Source organism: Paraburkholderia agricolaris, from assembly GCF_009455635.1.
In the GTDB taxonomy this organism is placed as follows: domain Bacteria; phylum Pseudomonadota; class Gammaproteobacteria; order Burkholderiales; family Burkholderiaceae; genus Paraburkholderia; species Paraburkholderia agricolaris.
The window spans coordinates 1,841,304-1,861,548 of the sequence record NZ_QPER01000001.1; the positions used below are offsets into that span (position 1 = coordinate 1,841,304).

A 20,245-nucleotide genomic window follows, 5' to 3' on the forward strand; every position below is an offset into this window, starting at 1 on the left:
TTGATGTACCCGAATCTAGCAGGTCGCACTGGAGACAGACATGCCTATTCAAACGAGTATCGACGGACAGATCGCCTACGTCACGTTGAACCGCCCTGAAGCACTCAACGCGCTGAGCTTCACGTTGCTGCAGGACCTGTCGAATGCATTCGATCAAGTCGCTGCGTCGAATGCCCGCGCACTTGTCATCACGGGCCATGGCGACAAGGCTTTTTGCGCGGGCGCCGACATCACGGAGCTGATGAGTCGCAATCTCGTTGCCGAGCGGGATGGAGCCCTGTTTGGCCAAGCCGTGTTCGCGAAGCTCGACCGTTTGCGGATCCCGTCCATTGCGGTGATTCACGGCTATGCATTCGGCGCCGGTCTCGAACTCGCCATGGCATGCACGTTTCGCATCGTAACCGCAAAGGCCAAGGTCGGATTGCCGGAAATCAAGCTAGGCCTCATTCCAGGCTACGGCGGCACGCAGCGGCTGCCGCGACTGGTCGGGCCCGCGAAAGCGCTCGACATTATCATGTCCGGCCGCACAGTCGGCGCGGAAGAAGCGGAACGCATCGGGCTGGTCAACGCGATCGTTGGAGGCAGCGATCCGCAGGCGCTTGGTGCGCAATATGCAGCGCAGTACACCGGTTTCAGCCTCTGCGCTTCGGCCTTTGCCCGTGACGCGGTGCGCCGCGCGATGGAGGTCGATCTTGCGGAAGGCTTGCGCATCGAAGCGGACCTTTCCACGCTCGCCTATCGCACCGCCGACGCTGCGGAAGGCATGCGCGCATTCGTCGAAAAACGCCCAGCGAAATTCAATGATATTTGACGTTCGCAGCGCCACCGCTACGGCAATGTTGTAAAGCGCAGGGTGCTGTATTGACTGTTGCCGCGATCGGCCCATTGACACCGGAAATTCAATGAACGTACTGGACAGAATTGACTTAAGTATCGAACTCAATGACGACGAGAAGATGATCGTCGACAGCGTGAAAACACTCGCGCGTGAGCAGATCGCACCGCGCGCGGCAGAATACGACCGTACTGGCGCGTTTCCGCAGGCCAATATCGATGCGATCAATTCGCTCGGACTCAACGCGATGTTCGTGCCGGAAGAGTATGGCGGCGCGAAGTTGTCGTTCACGTGCTACGCGCTGTGTGTCCGTGAGATATCGAAGGCGTGCGCCTCCACCGGCATCATCTGGGCGACGAATTTTCATGCGATCAAACCGCTGATCGAATACGGCAGCCTTGCCAGCAAGCAGCGTTTTCTGCCGGCGGTCGCGCAAGGCGCGCTTGCCTCGCTGGCGATTACGGAACCCGGCGCGGGATCGGATGCTACCGGTATGCAAACAACCTTCCGCGAAGACGGCGATCACATCGTGATCAATGGCGGAAAGACGTTCATTACGAATGGCGACGTAGCGGACCTGTATCTGCTGTTCGGCAAGTGGGCAGGTATCGACGATCCGAAGCGGGCAATCTCGGTGTTGATTCTCGAGAAAGGTACACCGGGTCTCACGGTACTCGGCACTGAGCACAAGATGGGCACACGAGCCTCCGGCACAGCGTCGCTCGCATTTGACAACTGCCGTGTGCCGCGTGCGAACCTGGTGGGTGAGCCGGGAGATGGATTGCGCATTCTGCTCGGTTCGCTGAATCGTTCGCGGCCCAGCGTGGCAGCACATGCGCTAGGCGTTGCACGCGCGGCGTTCGAAGACGCGACCGCCTATATCAACGAGCGCAAGCAGTCGGGGCGCAAGATCATCGAGTTTCAGGGTATTCAATTCATGCTGGCCGATCTGGCGGCGGAGCTGGCCCTGTGTGAGTCATGGCTGTGGCGCGTGGCGGCAATGATCGACGCGGGCGAGACTGACTTCGGCATCGAAGCCTCAATGCTCAAAATGCGTGCCTCGGACGCCGCCATGCGCATTACCACCGACGCGGTGCAGTTGTTCGGCGGCTACGGTTACTGCTCCGACTATCGTGTCGAACGCCTGATGCGTGACGCGAAGATCACCCAGATCTGGGAGGGAACCAATCAGGTTCACCGCCAGTTGATCGGACGAAGCTTCATTCAGAAATAGGAGACGCAGATGACGCAAATCAGAACAGTCGGCGTGGCCGGCAGCGGTACGATGGGTTGCGGCATTGCCATCGTTGCCGCGCGCGCCGGCTTCGTGACCCGGGTGTACGACACGCGGCAGGACGCGCTCGACCGCGCACGCAAGCAGACAGAAGCTTTTCTGAATAAATCGGCCGAACGCGGAAAGATTCCAGCGGATGCCGTGCCGGAAATCATGTCGCGCTGGCATGGCACGACGAGACTCGACGATCTGGCGGATTGCGACGTGGTGATCGAGGCGGTGTTCGAAAACCTCGACGTCAAGCATCAATTGTTCAGCGCGTTGGACAAGATCTGTCCGCCGCAGACGCTATTCGCGTCGAACACGTCGACGATCTCCATTACCGAAATCGCAGGCGGCTCAGGACGAGCGGACCGCTTCGTGGGTATGCATTTCTGCCTGCCGGCGCAATTGATGAAGCTGATCGAAATGTCGCCGGGACTGAACACGAGCGAGGAGACGTTCGAGCGTGCGTGGGCTTTCGCCGAGGCGCTCGGTCAGCGTCCGGTGAAAACGCAGGACACGCCAGGCTTCATTCTCAACTACTTCCTGATTCCATTTAACAACGACGCGATCCGTCTCGTGGAGCAGGGTGTGGCTGAAGCCGCGGATATCGACAAGGCAATCAAAGCCGCCCTGGGTTATCCAATGGGACCGATGGAGCTGCTCGATCTCGTCGGCATGGATACGCAACGCCTGCTATGTGAAGCCATGCATGGACTTACCCACGAACCACGCGTGGCGTGTCCCCCTCTGGTTCGCAGAATGATTGCCGCGGGCTGGCTAGGCAAGAAAACCGGCCGTGGCTTCCACACTTACGACAACACGAAGATGTTCGGAGCATGACGATGACTTATCGAATCATTCGGAAGGGCGAGAGCCGGTCGTTTCAGGAAGCTCACGCGTTCGTCGATGCCGCGCGCGACGACGCCGCCCCTCGGGTCTATATCGGCGCGCAAGCCGGCGCTGCCTTCGCTGAGGAACAGCGGCACGGTTGGCGCGCGACAGAAGTCCCGTTCGTTGCGATCGAGCTGGGTCATGAATGCCTCGCCGAGTACACAGGCGATTCCGCACGCACCGATCTCGAGGGCGGGGCAGCACCGAATGTCTTCGGCTTTGCGCGATTCAAACTCGGCAATGCCGCCCCCAGCAATCTGATCGAACTGGTCAAACCGGCGCAAGCCGATGCGGCCGCGCTGGCCAGGGCCAAAGCAGCGTTCGAAACGGCCGGCTTCGCCGTGGCAGTCTGCGGAGATTTTCCAGGGCGGATTGTCGACCGGCTTGTGCGGCCTTACTACAACGCTGCGTTGCGACGTCTCGACGAGAAACTGGCGAGCGCAACCGATTTGGATATGACGCTCCGCCTTGGTCTCGGCTACCCGGAGGGGCCGATTGCACTACTCGAACGAACTGGCCTGCAGCATCACTATCAAGTCACGCAGGCGCTTTATGACGCTTTGGGCGATAGCGCGTACGCGCCGGCTCGTCGCGCGCAGGTTGCGCACCGGCGTGCCCGGGACGCGGAGCAGTGATGCAGCCGCTACGGGGCGTGAAGGTAGTCGACCTGAGCACGCTATTGCCTGGTCCATTGTGTACGTTGCTTCTCGCCGAGGCGGGCGCGGACGTCATCAAGATTGAGCGGCCCGCCGGTGATGAAATGCGCGGCTACGAGCCGAAGTCCGGACCCGACAGCGTGAATTTCGGCCTGTTGAATCGTGGCAAGAAGTCGGTCGCGCTCGACCTCAAGAATGCCACTGACCGGGAAGCGGCGCTCGCGCTGATCGACGAGGCGGACATTGTCGTCGAGCAGTTCCGGCCCAGCGTGATGAGTCGGCTGGGTCTCGGTTACGACGAGGTTGCGGCACGCAATCCGCGGCTCGTCTACTGCTCGATCACCGGTTACGGCCAGACCGGGCCAAAGTCGAGCACCGCGGCTCATGATCTGAACTACCTTGCCGAGACCGGAATGCTGGCGTTGTCCGCGGATAGCAACGGTGCACCAGTGCTCCCCCCCGCATTGATCGCCGATATCGCGGGGGGTACCTACCCGGCGATCATGAACATCCTGCTGGCGCTCAGACAGCGCGACCAGACGGGTCGCGGCTGTCATCTGGACATATCGATGGCCGACAACCTTTTTACGTTCATGTACTGGGCGCTCGGCAACGGATGGACTGGTAATGGCTGGCCAACGCCAGGCGGCGAACTCGTGACGGGAGGCACGGCGCGCTACCGGGTCTACCGGACACTCGACGGCCAGTACCTCGCGGCCGCGCCGCTCGAAGACAAATTCTGGCAGAACTTCACACGGGTCATCGGCGCACCGGAACTGGCGAACGCGGATGGTCTGGATTCCGCGGTTCAGCAGCGGGTTGCCGCGTTGATCGCGACTCAATCCGCAGAAACGTGGATCGAACGCTTCGCGGGCGTGGACGCTTGCACGGTGCGCGTCGTGGGCCTCGAGCACGCAGTCTCCGATCCACACTTCGCACAACGCGGGCTATTCGACCACAAGGTTCGGCTTTCGGGTGGCGATGTGATCAGCGCACTGCCTGTTCCGGTAGCTGAAGTTTTTCGTGACAAAGAGAAAGTCAAGGACGCGCCGCTTCTCGCCGGCGGGTCGCCGAATTTCAATATCTAAGGAGCAATGCAATGTCTTCAGGCAGGCGAGGACTCTATTGGGAGGACTTCGAGATCGGCAAGGTGTTCCAGACGCCGGCTCGCACGATCACGTCGACGGATATCGTCAATTTCGCCTGTTTGACGGGCGACTTTAATGAAGTCCACACGAACTGGGAGTACTGCAAGACCACGCCGTTCGGCGAACCGATTGCTCACGGGCCGTTGGTCTACGGAATCATGGGTGGCTTGCAGTACGCGAGTGGAATCAATGACGGAACGCTACTCGCGCTACTCCAGATCGACAAGTGGCGGATGCTTGTTCCGGTCAAACATGGCGATACGCTGCACAGCGAAGCCACGGTGATCGAACGCAAGGAGTCGAGCAAACCAGACCGTGGCACCGTCAAGATGGAACGGCGCTTTGTACGTCACGACGGCACGGTTGTCCAGGAAATGGAAGTGACGATTCTTTATAAACGCCGGCCGTCGGAAAAAGCCGCCGCTTAGCGTTCTGCAATCGGATCAGAAGGAGGGGCAATGACGAGTAAAACGCCGCGTACCTGGTTGATCACGGGCGCAGACAAGGGGCTCGGCTTCGCTACCGCGAAAGCCGCGCTGGAACAAGGCGACCGGGTAGTCGTAACAGTGCTCGCCGCCGATGGCAGTCACGGCCTGTCCGAAGCATATCCGGACCGCTTGCGGGCCTTCCATCTCGATGCACGGGACCACGCTCGTTTCGATGACGTGGTGGTGCAGGCCGATCGGGCATTTGGAGGCATCGACGTGCTCGTCAACAACGCGGGGTATGGACTGCTCGCAGTCGCCGAGGCAACTCCCGCGGACAAGTACCGCAGCATGTTCGAAATCAACTTCTTCGGGCTCGCCGAAATGACCCGGGCGGTGCTGCCGGTGATGCGCCGTCAACGATCGGGGCATATCATCAATTTGTCGTCGAAGGCGGGGTTCGGCGCATCGGCGGGCTTCGCTTTCTACAGTGCATCCAAATTCGCGGTGGAAGGGTATTCCGAGGCGCTGGCGATGGAAATCAAACACCTCGGCATTCATGTGACGATCATCGAGCCCGGCGGCTTTCGTAGCGATTTTGCGGGCCCCTCGCTCGTGAGCGCGAAAAGCGACGAGGAAGATTATGCGGGCACCAATCGCATGATTAGTGACTACGTCGAGCAACGCCACGGGAAACAACAAAGCGATCCCGCGAAATTCGGGCCTGCATTGTGCCGTCTGGTCGAGGCGAAGGAGCCGCCGCTGCGTCTGCCGCTTGGCGAGGATAGCCTGCAATTCATCCGGGACGACATCGGCGCCATTTCGGCCGAGTTGGACCGTTGGGAATATCTCTCCAGATCGACGAGGGCCGACGAATAGGAAGCGGCTCAAAGCTGAATGGCCCGTATCGCCGTTAAACGGGGCGATACGGGCCATGACGTTTGACGTGTCTGTATGCCTGAAACGTTAATGGGATGCTCAGTGAGCGACTCCCTGAGCGCCGTCGACATAGATCGTTTCGCCGGTGAGGAAGCTGCAGGCAGGCGCAAATAACATGGCAACCAGCGAGCCGACTTCAGCGGCGGAACCGGGGTGCCCGCGTGGAATACGTTTCTCGAGATAGCTCATGAGTGGACCCGCGGCGATCGAGTCCGCATTCAGGTCCGTCTGGATATAGCCGGGTGCGACGTTCATCACCCGGATACCCTTGCCGCCCCATTCGACTGCGAGGCAGCGCGTGATCGCTCCGACGGCTGCCTTGCTGGCGCAATAAGCGAGATTACGCTTCACACCGAGCTTGTCAAAGAATGAACCGATATTGACGATGAGCCCACCGCCCGCTGCGATCAGATGCGGGTAGACCTTCTGGCAAGCGGTCATCACCGATGTGGCGTTCATATCCATCACCTGATGCCATTGTTCGAGCGATAGCTCGGCGGAAGGGGCGTCGATATGCAAGCCCGCGTTGTTGACGAGGCCTGTGATCCGCCATCCTTCTTCGCCCAGGTCGCGAAATACCTTTGCCAGCGCATCGGGTTGCGTGACGTCGGCCCGACGAGCGATCAGACGCGACGCCACGTCGCCGGAGGTGTTGTGGACTTCGGGCAGCGCGCCGGAACGGGACAGGCAGACGACATGGTGGCCCTGCTCGGAGAGCGAGAACGCAATGGCAGCGCCGATTCCTTTGCTTGCTCCCGTTACGACAATACAATCGCGTTTCATTCGGTTCCCTCAGCTTTCATATCTTCGGATTCGCACATGTCAGGCGGCGCGATAGCGTACGGCCATGGGTTGCAGTTGCCCATTCTCGACCTGCAGCATCAGCTCGCGCTTGAGAATCTTGCCACTGGCAGTTAATGGAAATGCCGGCAGTGCAAGAAAGTATTCCGGCATATCAAACTTGGACAGACCTTCCCGCGCGAGATGCGCCAGGATTTCCTCCGCGTCCGGGGCCGCGCCATTGCAGATGATGGCAAGACAAACCTTCTCACCCAGGCGCGGATCGGCGACGCCGAAGGCCGCAGCTTTCTTGATGCCGGGGTGGCGGTGTGCGTACTCTTCGATGTGGCTGGGATGAATGTTGTGACCGCCGCGGATGATGAGATCCTTTTTGCGGCCGACGATCTCAAGGTTGCCTGCTTCGTCGAAACGTCCGAGATCGCCACTCATGAACCAGCCGCTGCTGTTGAACGAAGACTCAGTCGCAGTTTGATTGTTGAAGTAGCCGAGCATCAGCAGGCCACCGCGTCCGCCAATCTCTCCGACCTCGCCCGGCGCGGCCTCCAGATCCGGGCTGTCTGGCTGCCACAGCCTGATCTCGTAGCCCGGACACGATTTGCCGCACGTGCCGGTGATGGTTTCGACGGTGGCCGTCGGCTTGGTGTACTGATGGGAACCGTTCTCCGTCATGCCATAGACGTTCTGAGGCTTTGCCCCCAGTGACAACAGCTTGCGCGCGGTCTCGGTCGGAATAAGGCTCCCGGCCATGTAGAAAAACTTCACAGCGCCGAGCCGCGTCGCGCCGCGTTTCTCGACTTCCTGCAGTAAGTCCATCGCGTGCGTGGGCACGCCCATGACGTAGGTCGCGCCCGTCGACTCGATCCAGTCGAATGGAGTCACGCCCGCGAGGGGGTCGTACATGACGAGCTCGCAACCCGCGACAAGAACCTGTTCGAGTCCGACCGTCGCAACATGGTGACTCATCGGGCTGAGGGTCAACAGCACCGTGTTCTCGTCTTGCCCCCAGTCGGCGACGAGGGCACGGCCGTTGGCCAGCAACGTGTTGTCGCTGTGCATCACGCCTTTCGGCGTACCTGTCGTGCCGCTCGTGAAAGCGAGGTACACAACCTGGTCCGGATTGGTGCTCGGTGGCGGAAGCGGGATGCGCGATCCTTGCCCAGGATAAGGCATGGGGTGGATGCCGCCGGTCGGCAGCTGAATCTCCTCTGTGCGCAGCGGCGGTAGCGCATAGACGCGTTTCATATGCGCCAGATCGGTTGCGCGCGCGAAAATGTTGGCGGTGTTGGCGTCGGCTCCCCACCCCGGTTGCGCGAAGAGCGCACGGCAATCGATGCGCCCCAGCATCGTGACGATTTCCGTCACGGTGTAGTTCTGGTGCAGGGACGGGTTGCATACATAGCCGTTGCGCGAGCACGCCAGCATGATGACCACGGTTTCGATCCGGTTTGGCAACCAGATCGAGACTCGGTCACCGCTGCGCAGGCCACTGTCGTGCAGATCAGCCGCCACCGCGTCGGCCCAGGCGACGACTGCACTCCAGGTCAGCCTCCGCGAGCCGTCGCGCACGGCGAAGGCGCTGCCTCGTTCCGCCGAATGACGCTTTGCGAGCGAGTACATCGTGTCGGTCTGCCAGATGCCTTTGAGGTAATGGCGTCGCGCGGCCGCGGGATCGTGCAAGGTAAGAAGGTGCGACATGGTCGGAACTCCGGAAGTCTCGCTTTTCAGTGACCGAAACGATCGGCGTCGGGGCTGCGGCGTTCGGCGAAAGCCGCTGCGAGTTCAGTGTGTTCGTCGGTCTCAAGGTAGCCGCGTAGCAGGAGATCGTGTGCCATCCGTGACAGACCGGATACGCCGCCGTGTCTCGCGTTGAATGCGGCCTTGATCGATGCCAGCGCAAATGCCCCGCGTTCCGCGATTTCCAATGCAAACTTGCGCGTGGCGTCCGGCAACTCGGCGTCGGGCACCACCTGGTTGATGAGCCCCCACTCCAGCGCCTCGCGAGCGCTTAGCTTGGGGTTGCGATACCACATCTCCTTGGCGCGCTTTTTCCCCACGAGGTCTTCCAGGTACCACGTGCCGTAGCCGGCGTCGAAGCTACCGACTATGGGGCCGACCTGACGGAAGACTGCGCTCTCCTTTGCGATCGTGATGTCGCATACCATTTGCAGGACGTTTCCGCCGCCGACGGCATATCCGTTGACGGACGCGATCACCGGCTTTTGCAGCCTGTCGATGCTTTCGTACATTTCGAGCGTCGGCAGTACGCCGGCGTAGAGGAGGGAATCTTCCATGCCGTCCTTTCGGCCGCCGGTGCAGAAGAACTTGTCGCCGGCGCCGGTTAGCACGATCACGCGGGTACGCGTTTCGCGCCGGATCTCGTTGATGCAGTCACGAATTTCATGGCACATGCGAGCTGTGAACATGTTGCCGTCGTGAGGACGGTTCAGCGTGATGAAACCGATGGGCCCCTCTTCGTGATAAATGATTTCCTCGAACTGCATCGTTTTCTCCTCCGTTAAGATGGTTCAGGCGCATTTGCCGCTTTGCTCTCAGACTCGGCCGCACAATGCGATCACTTCTGCAAGGTGCGTGCCATTCGCGATAATCCGAGGGGTGGTTGGTGCTTACCCTCGTTTCCCTTAGGCGAGTCAAAACCGGCAACCGATCCGAGCCCCTGCTGACGGGGCCATAGTCAACCGAACTAACTGATTCATGAGCGAGGAAGATAAGTCCTAGCTGAAATTACGGGTAATGCACTGCATTCCCGGTGGTAGGCTTGTGTCCACGACGAGTACAGATCAATCATCCAAAAACACCGATGCTCGTGGTGGAGACACAGGAAAAATGATGGAGACACGAGAACTGGTTCGGCAACGTGCATCAGCTTCCACACTACGCGGCGTACTGATTCTGGCTGCGGACGGCAAGGAACTGATTGCGAGCGGCATCGCCGAGCAACGCGAGATGGCAACGCGCATCATCGCCGGTTGGCACGAGGCGAGACGCCGGGAGCGGCGACTCTTTTCCGTGGAAGGCCCGGACGCGTCGCCCGTGGTGGTGGTGGTACTGCCTGCCACTGACTCAACGATCCTGATTGCCATGGTGCGAGAGGGGCGTGACGCGCTTTTCGAGTTCGTCGGCTCTGTGGACTTCGCGAGCGACATCCTCGCTCACTTTCTGACGAATCCGTTCGAAGCGCTCACCGTGGTCGATCGCGAAGGGATCTTGCGTTACATGAGTCCGGTCCACGAGCGCTTTTTCGGCATGAAAGCAGGGAGTGGAATCGGCCGTCCGGTGACTGAAGTAATCGAGAACACGCAACTCCATCAGGTGGCGGCTTCCGGAAAGGCGGAGATCGGCTCATTGCAGGAGATGCGCGGCGTCACACGTGTCGTGACGCGACATCCGATCATGAATGGCCGTGGTGAAACCGTTGGCGCGATTGGTCAGGTCATGTTCAAAGGTCCTGAGCAGTTGCAGGCGTTTTCGAGCGAGCTTGCCAAGCTCAAATCCGAGGTGGCGTATTACAGGCGCGAACTCAAGGATCTGAAGACTCGCAGCTATGGCCTTGATCAGATCGTCGGCGAGAGCCTCACGATGCAGCGGCTAAAGCAGCAGATCATTAAGGTTGCACCACTGGACGTGCCAGTTTTGCTCACGGGTGAAAGCGGTACCGGGAAGGAAATGGCGGCGCACGCGATTCACAAACTGAGCGGTCGGCGCGATGCGAGCCTCGTGATGGTCAATGCGGCGGCACTTCCGTCTACGCTCGTCGAGAGTGAGCTTTTCGGCTACGAGGGCGGCTCGTTTACAGGCGCGGAGCGTAAGGGCAGGCGCGGCCAGATCGAGCAGGCGGACGGAGGCAGTCTTTTCTTCGACGAGGTGGGCGACATGCCCGCTGAAGTGCAGGTGAAGCTATTGCGGGTGCTGCAGGACGGTTCGTTTCAGCGGGTCGGCGGAAGCGAGCCGCGGCATTCGAATTTCCGTCTTATTAGCGCAAGCAACCGCAATTTCGAGGCAATGATCGACGAGGGCACATTCCGGCTGGATCTCTTCTATCGGATTGGCGCCGTGGTGATCCGCATGCCGGCTCTGCGCGAGCGACTCGACGATATTCCGCTTCTCGCGGAACTGGCGCTCAACCATTTTGCCGAGCGGCACGGCCATCAACCGAAACGACTCTCGGATGAGGCACTCGAATTTCTGCAGACCCAGTCGTGGCCTGGCAATGTGCGCCAACTCATGCACACCGTTGAACGCGCGGCCATTTTCAGCGAGTCGGATGTCATCCATGCTGCCGATTTCGGGCTGCTCGAATCCGCGTCCGTCGAGTTTTCGACGATGATGCCCACGCGAAGTTTCGCGAACCAGGATCGCATCGCCGTTCCTGCCGCCATACCGGAGACACTGAATGTGAGCACGGCGGTGGAGCAGGTTGAGGAGCAGATGATTCGCAAGGCGATGGCACAGTACGACGGCAACAAAAAAACGCGTCGCGACGAGCTTGGGCATTTCGCGGTCCTATCTCTACAAGCGGCTCGCGCAAATGGGGCTTGGCGTCTGAACGGACGCGAGCATATTCCGTTAGGCATGAGGGCTTTGCGAGAGCGGGTGCAAGCGCCGTTCTCGCAAAGCTATGATTCACGCGGTTGCATTTCCGCCATTTCGGCTGAACGCTCTCCAGCTTTCTCTCTTATTTCTCCGCTCCTGCGTGCACGAAGTCCGGCCGACGGCTCTCCAGTGCTGCGTCCAGACCTTCGCGGAATTCCGGACTCGACATGGCCAACGCCTGGCCGAGACCTTCGAAGGCGAACATGTCATGAAGCGATGTTTCAAAGCTTCGTGCCATCAGTGTTTTCGCAAGCCCCATGACTTCCGCGGGTCCTTCGGCGAGACGCGCTGCCTCTGCTAGGCCCGCAGCTTCGACTTCATCGTCAGGAACCACCTTGGCGACCAGTCCGAGGTCCAAAGCTTCCTGCGCCGATATCGTCGCGCCGCTAAACAGCAGGTTCTTTGCGCGCGCCATGCCGATCAGGCGAGGCAGGTGGTACATGGTGCCAATATCTGGAAGCGCGCCGATCCTGAAGAAGCCCGTGATGAATCTGGCGCCTTCGCCAGCAATCAGCATGTCGCCTGTCAGTGCGAGTCCCATACCGCCGCCCACAGCCGCACCTCGAACGCCTACAACAACGGGTTTGTCCAGCGTGATCAGCGGTGTCAGCCAGCGGCTCAGATTGCGGAAGCGGCGATGCACGGGCCATGGATCGCACGCCGTTTTCAGCATCTTGAGGTCGCCGCCAGAGCAGAACGTGGGTCCGTCAGCGGTGAGGAACACCGAGCGAACGGCGCGATCGCCTTCAGCGCGCTCGATTGCGTCACCGAGTTGTTCTCGAAGTTCGCTCGTGAGGGAATTGCGATTCTCCGGGCTGCACAGCTTGATCACGAGCACTGAACCTTCGGTCGTTGTGCTCACCAGTTGTTTTGTCACCTGTCGCTCCTTGATATCTCTCATTGGTAGACCTCCGTTGATGCAACTGCCATGCCAATTCGGTCAATGCCTCATTCACTGGCGACGGGCGAATAAGTGTTCTCGGCGAGAACATCCGCGTCCACCGAGCAAACACATTTTGTTCCTAAGTTCGCGCGCGACTCGCGACGTCCTCGTGGATCCAACGAATGCGGGTGTGGATGAGCGTGTTTGCTGGCAATCGGCACGGACCTTGCCTTAATCGACGCGGACCAGGGTTGCCACGAAGGCTGCCCAACGACGGTAGGAACCAACGGAGAGAACTTGATGTTCACGAATGACACACTGAAGGGGCGCGTGGCGCTGATCACGGGAGGCGGCAGCGGCATCGGCCTGGAGATCGCCACGGCGTATGCGAAGCTGGGCGCTTCGTTGATGCTTATTGGTCGAAATGAGGAGCGTGTTCAGGCCGCGGCGCAAGCGATCACCGAAGCAGGCGGCATCGCGGTCGCCCGCAAAACAGACGTGCGCAATTACGACGAGGTCAAGGCGACCGTCGAGGCGACAGTGGAGAAGTTCGGATCGCTCGATATTCTGGTGAACAATGCCGCGGGTAACTTCGTTTGCCCCACTGCGGAACTGTCGCCGCGAGGCTGGAGCACCGTGATCGACATCGATCTGAACGGCACCTTCCACGGCTGCCATGCGGCGTACCCGCATCTCAGGCAATCGAAACATGGTGGCTCGATTATCAGCATCATCACGATGCTCGGGGTCACCGGCTGGCCGCAGGCTGCCCACGCCGCTGCAGCGAAAGGAGGCATCCTCTCGCTTTCGCGAACACTGGCGGTGGAGTGGGGTGGCGACGGCATACGTGTGAATACCATCTCGCCGGGTCCGATCGGCGACACGGAAGGTGTGCAGCGCATGTACATCGAAGGGGGCCGTGGCGAGCTCGAAGCGAAGAAAACGGCGCTTGGGCGCTTCGGCAAGAAAGAAGACATTGCGAATGCGGCCGTTTATCTGGCGTCGAGCCTGGGATCGTATGTGACCGGCGAGAACCTGATCGTGGACGGCGGCAGGTGGTTGAAGTACGTAGCCGCCTAAGAGACGGGCGATTGAGATAGCGGCGATAGGGGGGCGAGGCTGCCTTATCACCGCGTTCTTTATTGTCGCTTCGGATGTGAAGGTGCCGCACTCACGGTCGAAAACGTGGGTGCGGTCACTCATGTTCAGAATGTCATTTCAGATCACACCGTCGTGGCGCAGCCTCTCACACTCGTCGATGTTCATGTCGAGCCACGTGCGAAGCACGTCATCACTGTCTTCACCGAGACGCGGCGGGGCCTTGCGATATGTCTGCGCATTGCCGTCCACGTGGATGCCGAGGCCCACCTGCGGTATGCGCACACCATCGCGCGTTGCGGCGTAGAAGAACCCGCGCCGATGCAGTTCCGCATCGGCGGCGACCTCGTCCACCCGATTGATCGGCCCGGCCGGAATCCGTGCCTCGCGAAATATGTCGAGCCAATAGTCGCGCGATTGCGTGGCGATGATCGCCTGGATCTTCTCGACGATCTCTCCGCGTAACTGCCGTCGTTCGCTGTTGCTCGCGTAGCAGGGCGCGTTGCCGGTCTGCGGCTCGCCGAGTGCGGCCCAGAACCTGGCCCAAATGCCATCGTTGCCGAGGCCAATGGTGAGCGGTGCATCTGCGGCCTGAAACACCTGATACACCGCGATGACGCTGTCGCGCCCGCCGGAGCGTTGCGGCACCTCGCCCGAACCCAGATACGGCACGATGCGTGGCGTCATGAACCGCGTCATGCTCTCGACCATCGACACATCGACGCAGTGTCCCTCGCCAGTACGATTGCGATCGACAAGCGCGGCCAGTACCGCGAGCGCGGCGTCGGTGCCCGAGAGCAGATCGGCGGCGGGCGTGCCGATCTTCTGCGGGTCGGTATGCGCCTCGCCCGTGAGGTCCATTACGCCGCTATAACCTTCGGCGATCAGGTCGTAACACGGCAGCTCGCTACGCTCGCCCTCCAGCCCGAACCCCGAGATCGACGCGTGAATCAGCCGTGGATTGATGTGCTGGAGACTCCTGGCATCGATGCCGAGCTTGCGTTGTACGGAAGCAGTCCTGTTGACCACAACGACGTCGGCACAGGCCACCATGCGCTTGAGCACGTCCAGTCCCGCAGGCTTGCGAAAATCCAGTGTCAGGCTGTGCTTGTTGCGATTGACGCTGAGAAACCACAGCGACTCGCCGTCGAGAAAGGGCGGCCCCCAGGCGCGTACATCGTCGCCCTGGCCGGGCTGTTCGATCTTGACGACCGTGGCGCCGAGATCGGCCAGCAGCAGCGTGGCGTAAGGGCCGGCCACGGAGGTGGTCAGATCGAGTACACGCACGCCGTCGAGCAGTTTCAGGCGTGCGCCTTCGCGCGGAGGCGGCAGATGGTCGAAATCGGTCATGGTCTCTGGGTTGTGTCTATCTGGGCGGAAACCATGGCAAGTCCCGTGCCACCGCGGCGGGGTGTGGCAATCCGCTGAACCCGCAGGGTGGGCAATGCAGAGATGCAGCGGTTGTCATCGTGATCCCACATCCATCGGCGTTGATCATGGGTGGGCATGAAGCTCCCGTTCGCGGTTGCCCGCTGACACCTCCACGTGTATTCGACGAGGCCACCTGCGTTGTCGCGCAACGCACCTGTCCTTCCGATAGACACGTGCCGCGCGCCGCGCAATTTGAATACCGTTGCCTGACCCGCTTTCAGCGGCCCCGTATTCCAGCCCCACGCACGTGGAGTCTACGAGTACAGCGGCCGTCAACACGCCGTTCGAGGAAGCCATCGGCGACCACATGATTACGCGCACCACTGCATCCGCACATGGCATGCATGTTGCAAATCGGTGGACCGCGCGCGCCGTCTGGCGCCTATGTCATTCGGGAGCTGAGATTGAGAGAGGAAATACAGAGAGTCGGAGTGGTGGGTGCGGGTGCGATGGGTCGAGGCATTGCGCAGGTCTGTGCGTTGGCCGGCTGTAGCGTCCAGCTATTCGACGCCAACCAGGATGCTGTGTCCAGCGCGACAGGTTTCGTGCGGGAAGACCTGATGAGCGCCGTTGCGCGAGGCAAGCTCTCTCAGGCTGACGCGAACGCAGCACTGCAAAGGGTGGCGACGGCCCGCACTCTTGAAGATCTGGCAGGTTGCGATATGGTGGTCGAAGCCATTGTCGAGCGGCTCGATGTCAAACAGCAACTGCTGTGTGCACTGGAAGCCGCAGTCGGACCCGAGTGCGTGCTCGCGACCAATACATCTTCACTCAGTGTCACCGCAATTGCGGGGGCGTGTGTGAATCCAGGAAGAGTGGCCGGCTGGCATTTCTTTAATCCAGTGCCACGTATGAAGCTGGTAGAGGTGATTCAGGCGCCGCGTACGGACGCCGAAGCGGTGCGTCTGCTCGCGAATCTGTCTGAGAGGATCGGTCATCGCGCGATCGTGGTGTCGGATTCTCCAGGATTCGTCGTCAATCACGCTGGGCGCGCCTTCGTGACTGAAGGCCTCAAGCTTCTCGCCGAGCGTGCTGCGGAACATCATGTTCTCGATGCGATTCTTCGATCATGTGCGGGATTTCGCATGGGGCCATTCGAGTTGCTGGATCTGACCGGGCTGGATGTGTCGGTTCCGGTGATGGAGTCGATTCATTCCCAGTTCTACGGCGACGATCGCTATCGGCCTGTCACGCTCGCACGCACGCGTCTGCTTGCCGGATTGCTTGGCCGCAAGACCGGGCAGGGCTTCTATGCATATGACGGGAAGGGCGCGAAGGTAGAGTCAGCCCGGGCACCCTTGACCGGCACGCTCGAGCCCGCGGTGTGGTGGCCGGCAACCGGTGATGAGGCGCTTCCTGAGTCCGTCGTTGCGCTATTGAGCACCTGCCGGCGCGTCGAAACCCCGCACGAAGCCGACGTTTTATTGCTTGCGCCGCTCAAGCGGGATATGTCTGCGACGGTGGCGGAGCTGCAACTGGACGCGGCGAAAGCCGTCGGAATCGATCCCGTGTTCGGTAGCGCCAACGGCGTGACGCTGATGGTTTGTCCGGGTACGACCGCCACGACCGTCGATGCGGCACGCTCGATATTCGCGATGCAATCTATCAAAAGTTTTGTGGTTACGGACTCGCCTGGATTCGTCGCGCCACGTGTCGTAGCGTGCATCGTCAACCTCGCCTGTGAGATGGCTCAGCAGGGTATCGCATCGCCGCAAGATATTGATGCGGCAGTACGAATTGGTCTCGGCTATCCGGCCGGGCCATTTGAGTGGGGCGATCGTCTCGATCCGAAGCGTGTGCTGGCGATTCTCGAGGGGTTGTACGCGACGTTTGGAGACCAACGCTACCGCCCATCGCCCTGGCTGGTGCGTCGGGCGAAGCTCTCGATGTCTCTTCTTACGCCTGATCGTTCGTTCTAGCGAGCGACTGTCGAAGCCGACGGTGCCATGTTGTAAGCGAACACGCAAAAACGCGTGTCGGTACGGGACACACGCCGTGTCTTTCGCGAACGCAGTTCGGCCCCGCAGGGTGTCTGTTGCAGGGCATACAACGGGCTCCCGCGCATGGTATGCGACTTGCATTATGAACCGCAGGGCTGCCTCAATGAGCTTCAATCGCATCTCACCTGCGTTCAGCGCCGCTCGCCATCGCGATTGCAACGCGCCTGGCGTGCATGAAGCCACGTTTGTCGGCCCTGCGTAAATCGGTGCGCAATTAGCGCATCGAATAAACGACGGTGACCAAAGCAGTTCGTACAAAAAGTCAGGAGACGGAGATGGACCCCTTGATGCACCAGCGAGCTATGTTCTCGTGCATACGCAAGCCGCAGTTGACGAGTCCATCGCTGTCTGTCGTTTGCGTTGGCGAGTTTATGGGGGAGGCACGCACATGAACAGCAATGCAGGCCGGATCGAAGAAGCTGCCGAACTGGTGGATTCGGACAATCATCTATTCCGCAAGATAACGACCCGTATCGTTCCAGTCCTCTGGCTCGTCTATTTCTTCAACTATCTCGACCGCACGAACGTCGCGTACGCGCATTTGCGCATGAAGGATGATCTGGGCTTCAGCGATCCCGTCTTCGGTCTGGGTGCCAGCCTTATTTTCTTCGGGCTGATTGCGTTCGAGATCCCCAGCAACATCGTTCTGGCTCGCATTGGTCTCAGGAAGACGTTATTCCGCATCATGATTCTGTGGGGCCTGTGCAGCGCCGCGATGAGTCTTGTAATGACACCTACGGAGTTTTACATTCTCCGTTTCATGATCGGCGTATTCGAGGCGGGCCTGGTGCCAGGGGCGCTTTACTACATCACGCTGTGGTATCCCACCCAGCGACGGGGCCAACCCTGTGCGATGTTTTATACCGCGCCGAGCTGCGCAGGGATCGTGTCGGGGCCGCTTGCCGCTGGATTCATGACGTATCTTAACGGTGTCGGCAACTTCAAAGGGTGGCAATGGCTTTTCATCATGGAGGGCCTGCCATGCCTCGTTCTCGCTTTCGTGGCGTATCGCGTTCTAGCCGATAGCCCGGATAAAGCAACCTGGCTGACTCGGGACGAACGCCGCCGCGTACAAAATCTCATCCAGGATAGCAATGTCGCGCATCACACGCTCGACCGGCAGGATTTCCTCACCGTCGCGCGTGACCCGCGTCTCTGGGTGCTTGGCCTCACGGGCTTTCTGATGCTCATTCCCCAGTTCGGTCTGACCTTCTGGCAGCCAACTCTGCTGAAGGGGATGGGTCTCACGGTCATGGAGGTCGGGATTTATTCGGCATTGCCCGCTATCTGCGGCGTGGTGACCTCAGTGCTGGTGGCGAAGCACTCAGACGCGACTGGCGAGCGTTGCTGGCATTACATCGGCTCCGCGCTCACGGCGGCCGTGGGATTGCTGCTCACGACGTTCTTCCCGTCGAACACACTCCTGACGTTGCTATGCCTATGCCTGACCTGGGCGGGTTTTGTGAGCGCTTACGCGATGCTCTGGACATTTCCCGGACGTATCTTCAGCGGCCGGGTGGCTGCCACCGGGCTCGCGATCGTCACGGTCATTCACGGCAGCGCCGGGATCGTCGGGCCCTATGGCCTCGCATTGATCAAGACAGCGACCGGCGGATTCACCATCAGCCTCTACACCGGCAGCGTGCTGCTGGTTGCTTCGACGTTGATCTTTTATCCGTTCTTTTCTCGCAGATCGACGCTTCAACTTGAACAGGCTCGATAACCGTGACGTCAGCAACGAGGAACGATTTCGCCATGATCTCGCGCTCTATATGCGGTGCCTTTACGGTGATCACGTGTTCAGATAATCCGTCGTCGTATGCGAGCGCAGGCTTTGCAGGGCATTGGCATGAGTAAGACCTTGTACGAAAAGATATGGGAGGCACACAGCATTCTGGAAGGAGAAGATGGACAGACGCTGTTGCACGTCGGACGTCATATCGTTCAGGACGGGTCCAATCATGCATTCGACGCGCTGCATCAGCGCAATTTGCGCGTGCGTAGACCGGACCAGATGTTCGCCACGCCTGACCACGGCGTTTCCTCCAGAAGCCGCGATGTGGAAGCCATCGCAGATCCCGATCAAAGACGTGCGGTACAAGCGTTGTCAATGAACTCAAGGGAGTTCGGCATCGTCCATTTCGGGCTCGATGATCCGCGCCAGGGGATCGTGCATGTCGTAGGACCGGAGCAAGGCATTTCCCAACCGGGGATGCTGCTTGTTTGCGGAGATTCGCACACTTCGACACATGGCGCACTGGGTGCACTGGCCTTCGGGCTCGGCGCAAGCGACGTCTTTCATGTCCTCGCCACCCAGACCATCTGGCAACGGCGCGCGAAGACTTTGAGGGTTTCGGTCGAGGGCGCATTACCCGCAGGCGTCACGGCCAAAGATTTGATATTGGCCATCATCGCGAGGCTCGGTGCAAACGGCGCCGCCGGATACGTCATCGAGTACGCCGGTCCGGTTCTGCGAGCGATGTCGATAGAAGAACGGCTGACGGTTTGCAACATGTCGATTGAAGCGGGGGCGCGGGCCGGCATGGTCGCGCCGGACGACACCACGTACGCCTATCTCGCGGGCCGTCCGTTTGCGCCCAATGGTGCGAAGTGGGACAAGGCACTCGCCTGGTGGCGCACGTTGCCATCCGACCAGGACGCCGTGTTCGACAAAGAGATCTCGCTCGACGCCAACGCGCTCGCGCCGATGGTGACCTGGGGCAACAGCCCCGAAGATGCACTGCCGGTCGACGGCCGGGTGCCCGATCCGTTGGACGAGTCCGACCTTGAGCGGCGCGCTTATCAACTGCGAACGCTCGACTACATGGGACTTTTACCGGGGATGGCGCTCTCCGATATCCGGATCGATCAGGTCTTCATCGGCTCGTGCACCAACGCGCGAATCGAGGACCTGCGGGCCGCATCGAAAATCGTCAAGGGGGGCCGCGCAGTTGTGCCGGCACTCGTCGTGCCAGGGTCAACTCAGGTGAAGCTCGCGGCAGAGGCCGAGGGTCTCGACCGCATCTTCCGCGACGCAGGGTTCGAGTGGGGCGAATCAGGATGCTCGATGTGCGTCGCGATGAATGGCGATCGGGTTGCGCAAGGCAAGCGTTGCGCGTCGACGTCGAATCGAAATTTCATTGGACGTCAGGGCACGGGGAGCCGCACGCATCTTGTCAGCCCACCGATGGCGGCGGCCGCCGCCCTGACAGGGCGCATCACCGATGTGCGCAAGTTCGAGGTCTGAG

At 60.4% G+C, this 20,245-nt stretch carries 16 protein-coding genes and 1 pseudogene; 12 read left to right on the forward strand and 5 right to left on the reverse strand.

Annotated elements, in window-relative coordinates:
* Positions 1-40: 40 nt before the first annotated feature.
* The 7 genes from GH665_RS08355 to GH665_RS08385 all read left to right on the forward strand — a co-directional run bounded on the left by GH665_RS08355 (position 41) and on the right by GH665_RS08385 (position 6,113).
* Positions 41-811 (forward strand): enoyl-CoA hydratase/isomerase family protein, encoded by a 771-nt coding sequence (locus GH665_RS08355; protein WP_153135459.1) that lies wholly within the window; start codon positions 41-43, stop codon positions 809-811.
* Between the two features lie 91 nt (positions 812-902).
* On the forward strand, positions 903-2,069 hold the full coding sequence (locus GH665_RS08360) for an acyl-CoA dehydrogenase family protein (RefSeq protein ID WP_153135460.1): 1,167 nt from the start codon (positions 903-905) through the stop codon (positions 2,067-2,069).
* Positions 2,070-2,078: 9 nt separating this feature from the next.
* Positions 2,079-2,954 carry a 3-hydroxyacyl-CoA dehydrogenase family protein gene (locus GH665_RS08365; protein WP_153135461.1) on the forward strand — a complete coding sequence of 292 codons (876 nt, stop codon included), beginning with the start codon at positions 2,079-2,081 and terminating at the stop codon, positions 2,952-2,954.
* Between the two features lie 2 nt (positions 2,955-2,956).
* Entirely contained in the window at positions 2,957-3,640 is a 684-nt protein-coding gene (locus GH665_RS08370) for a 3-hydroxyacyl-CoA dehydrogenase family protein (protein WP_153135462.1), read from the forward strand.
* A complete protein-coding gene (locus GH665_RS08375) occupies positions 3,640-4,749 on the forward strand; it encodes a CaiB/BaiF CoA transferase family protein (protein WP_246216164.1) in 1,110 nt (369 codons plus the stop codon). Before GH665_RS08370 ends, GH665_RS08375 begins: the two co-directional genes overlap by 1 nt.
* A gap of 11 nt (positions 4,750-4,760) precedes the next feature.
* Positions 4,761-5,237: a MaoC/PaaZ C-terminal domain-containing protein gene (locus GH665_RS08380; protein ID WP_153135464.1), complete on the forward strand. Its 477-nt coding sequence runs from the start codon at positions 4,761-4,763 to the stop codon at positions 5,235-5,237.
* Positions 5,238-5,267: 30 nt separating this feature from the next.
* Positions 5,268-6,113 carry an oxidoreductase gene (locus tag GH665_RS08385; protein WP_153135465.1) on the forward strand — a complete coding sequence of 282 codons (846 nt, stop codon included), beginning with the start codon at positions 5,268-5,270 and terminating at the stop codon, positions 6,111-6,113.
* Positions 6,114-6,212: 99 nt separating this feature from the next.
* Here GH665_RS08385 and GH665_RS08390 read toward each other — a convergent pair whose 3' ends face one another.
* From GH665_RS08390 to GH665_RS08400, 3 genes are read right to left on the reverse strand one after another with little or no spacing between them, the layout of a single operon-like run.
* Complete coding sequence (locus tag GH665_RS08390) at positions 6,213-6,956, reverse strand: SDR family NAD(P)-dependent oxidoreductase (protein ID WP_153135466.1); 744 nt, start codon at positions 6,954-6,956, stop codon at positions 6,213-6,215.
* 39 nt (positions 6,957-6,995) lie between these two features.
* A complete protein-coding gene (locus GH665_RS08395) occupies positions 6,996-8,651 on the reverse strand; it encodes a class I adenylate-forming enzyme family protein (protein ID WP_343038686.1) in 1,656 nt (551 codons plus the stop codon).
* Between the two features lie 44 nt (positions 8,652-8,695).
* On the reverse strand, positions 8,696-9,475 hold the full coding sequence (locus GH665_RS08400) for an enoyl-CoA hydratase-related protein (protein ID WP_153135468.1): 780 nt from the start codon (positions 9,473-9,475) through the stop codon (positions 8,696-8,698).
* 1,096 nt (positions 9,476-10,571) lie between these two features.
* On the opposite strand from GH665_RS08400, the pseudogene GH665_RS39070 reads away from it, so the two are divergent.
* Positions 10,572-11,219, forward strand: a pseudogene (locus tag GH665_RS39070) (sigma 54-interacting transcriptional regulator); the annotation flags it as partial.
* Between the two features lie 448 nt (positions 11,220-11,667).
* On the opposite strand, the gene GH665_RS08410 reads toward GH665_RS39070, so the two are convergent.
* A complete protein-coding gene (locus GH665_RS08410) occupies positions 11,668-12,462 on the reverse strand; it encodes an enoyl-CoA hydratase/isomerase family protein (protein ID WP_246216165.1) in 795 nt (264 codons plus the stop codon).
* A 306-nt stretch (positions 12,463-12,768) separates the two neighbouring features.
* On the opposite strand from GH665_RS08410, the gene GH665_RS08415 reads away from it, so the two are divergent.
* Positions 12,769-13,548 (forward strand): SDR family oxidoreductase, encoded by a 780-nt coding sequence (locus GH665_RS08415; RefSeq protein WP_153135470.1) that lies wholly within the window; start codon positions 12,769-12,771, stop codon positions 13,546-13,548.
* A 138-nt stretch (positions 13,549-13,686) separates the two neighbouring features.
* Here GH665_RS08415 and GH665_RS08420 read toward each other — a convergent pair whose 3' ends face one another.
* Positions 13,687-14,916: a CaiB/BaiF CoA transferase family protein gene (locus tag GH665_RS08420; protein WP_153135471.1), complete on the reverse strand. Its 1,230-nt coding sequence runs from the start codon at positions 14,914-14,916 to the stop codon at positions 13,687-13,689.
* A gap of 485 nt (positions 14,917-15,401) precedes the next feature.
* Between GH665_RS08420 and GH665_RS08425 the strand changes: the two genes are divergently transcribed.
* The 3 genes from GH665_RS08425 (at position 15,402) to leuC (ending at position 20,244) form a co-directional block, all read left to right on the forward strand.
* Positions 15,402-16,916: a 3-hydroxyacyl-CoA dehydrogenase gene (locus GH665_RS08425; protein ID WP_281357223.1), complete on the forward strand. Its 1,515-nt coding sequence runs from the start codon at positions 15,402-15,404 to the stop codon at positions 16,914-16,916.
* Between the two features lie 469 nt (positions 16,917-17,385).
* A complete protein-coding gene (locus GH665_RS08430; RefSeq protein WP_153135472.1) occupies positions 17,386-18,720 on the forward strand; it encodes an MFS transporter in 1,335 nt (444 codons plus the stop codon).
* Between the two features lie 126 nt (positions 18,721-18,846).
* Positions 18,847-20,244, forward strand: a complete 1,398-nt coding sequence (gene leuC / locus GH665_RS08435) for a 3-isopropylmalate dehydratase large subunit (protein ID WP_153135473.1) — start codon at positions 18,847-18,849, stop codon at positions 20,242-20,244.
* Position 20,245 lies beyond the last annotated feature (1 nt).

Bases quoted from the DNA above. Each gene is read 5' to 3' on its own strand.
- GH665_RS08355 (WP_153135459.1), top strand. From the start codon at position 41: ATGCCTATTCAAACGAGTATCGACGGACAGATCGCCTACGTCACGTTG.
- GH665_RS08360 (WP_153135460.1), top strand. From the start codon at position 903: ATGAACGTACTGGACAGAATTGACTTAAGTATCGAACTCAATGACGAC.
- GH665_RS08365 (WP_153135461.1), top strand. From the start codon at position 2,079: ATGACGCAAATCAGAACAGTCGGCGTGGCCGGCAGCGGTACGATGGGT.
- GH665_RS08370 (WP_153135462.1), top strand. From the start codon at position 2,957: ATGACTTATCGAATCATTCGGAAGGGCGAGAGCCGGTCGTTTCAGGAA.
- GH665_RS08375 (WP_246216164.1), top strand. From the start codon at position 3,640: ATGCAGCCGCTACGGGGCGTGAAGGTAGTCGACCTGAGCACGCTATTG.
- GH665_RS08380 (WP_153135464.1), top strand. From the start codon at position 4,761: ATGTCTTCAGGCAGGCGAGGACTCTATTGGGAGGACTTCGAGATCGGC.
- GH665_RS08385 (WP_153135465.1), top strand. From the start codon at position 5,268: ATGACGAGTAAAACGCCGCGTACCTGGTTGATCACGGGCGCAGACAAG.
- GH665_RS08390 (WP_153135466.1), bottom strand. From the start codon at position 6,956: ATGAAACGCGATTGTATTGTCGTAACGGGAGCAAGCAAAGGAATCGGC.
- GH665_RS08400 (WP_153135468.1), bottom strand. From the start codon at position 9,475: ATGCAGTTCGAGGAAATCATTTATCACGAAGAGGGGCCCATCGGTTTC.
- GH665_RS08415 (WP_153135470.1), top strand. From the start codon at position 12,769: ATGTTCACGAATGACACACTGAAGGGGCGCGTGGCGCTGATCACGGGA.
- GH665_RS08420 (WP_153135471.1), bottom strand. From the start codon at position 14,916: ATGACCGATTTCGACCATCTGCCGCCTCCGCGCGAAGGCGCACGCCTG.
- GH665_RS08430 (WP_153135472.1), top strand. From the start codon at position 17,386: ATGAACAGCAATGCAGGCCGGATCGAAGAAGCTGCCGAACTGGTGGAT.
- leuC (WP_153135473.1), top strand. From the start codon at position 18,847: ATGAGTAAGACCTTGTACGAAAAGATATGGGAGGCACACAGCATTCTG.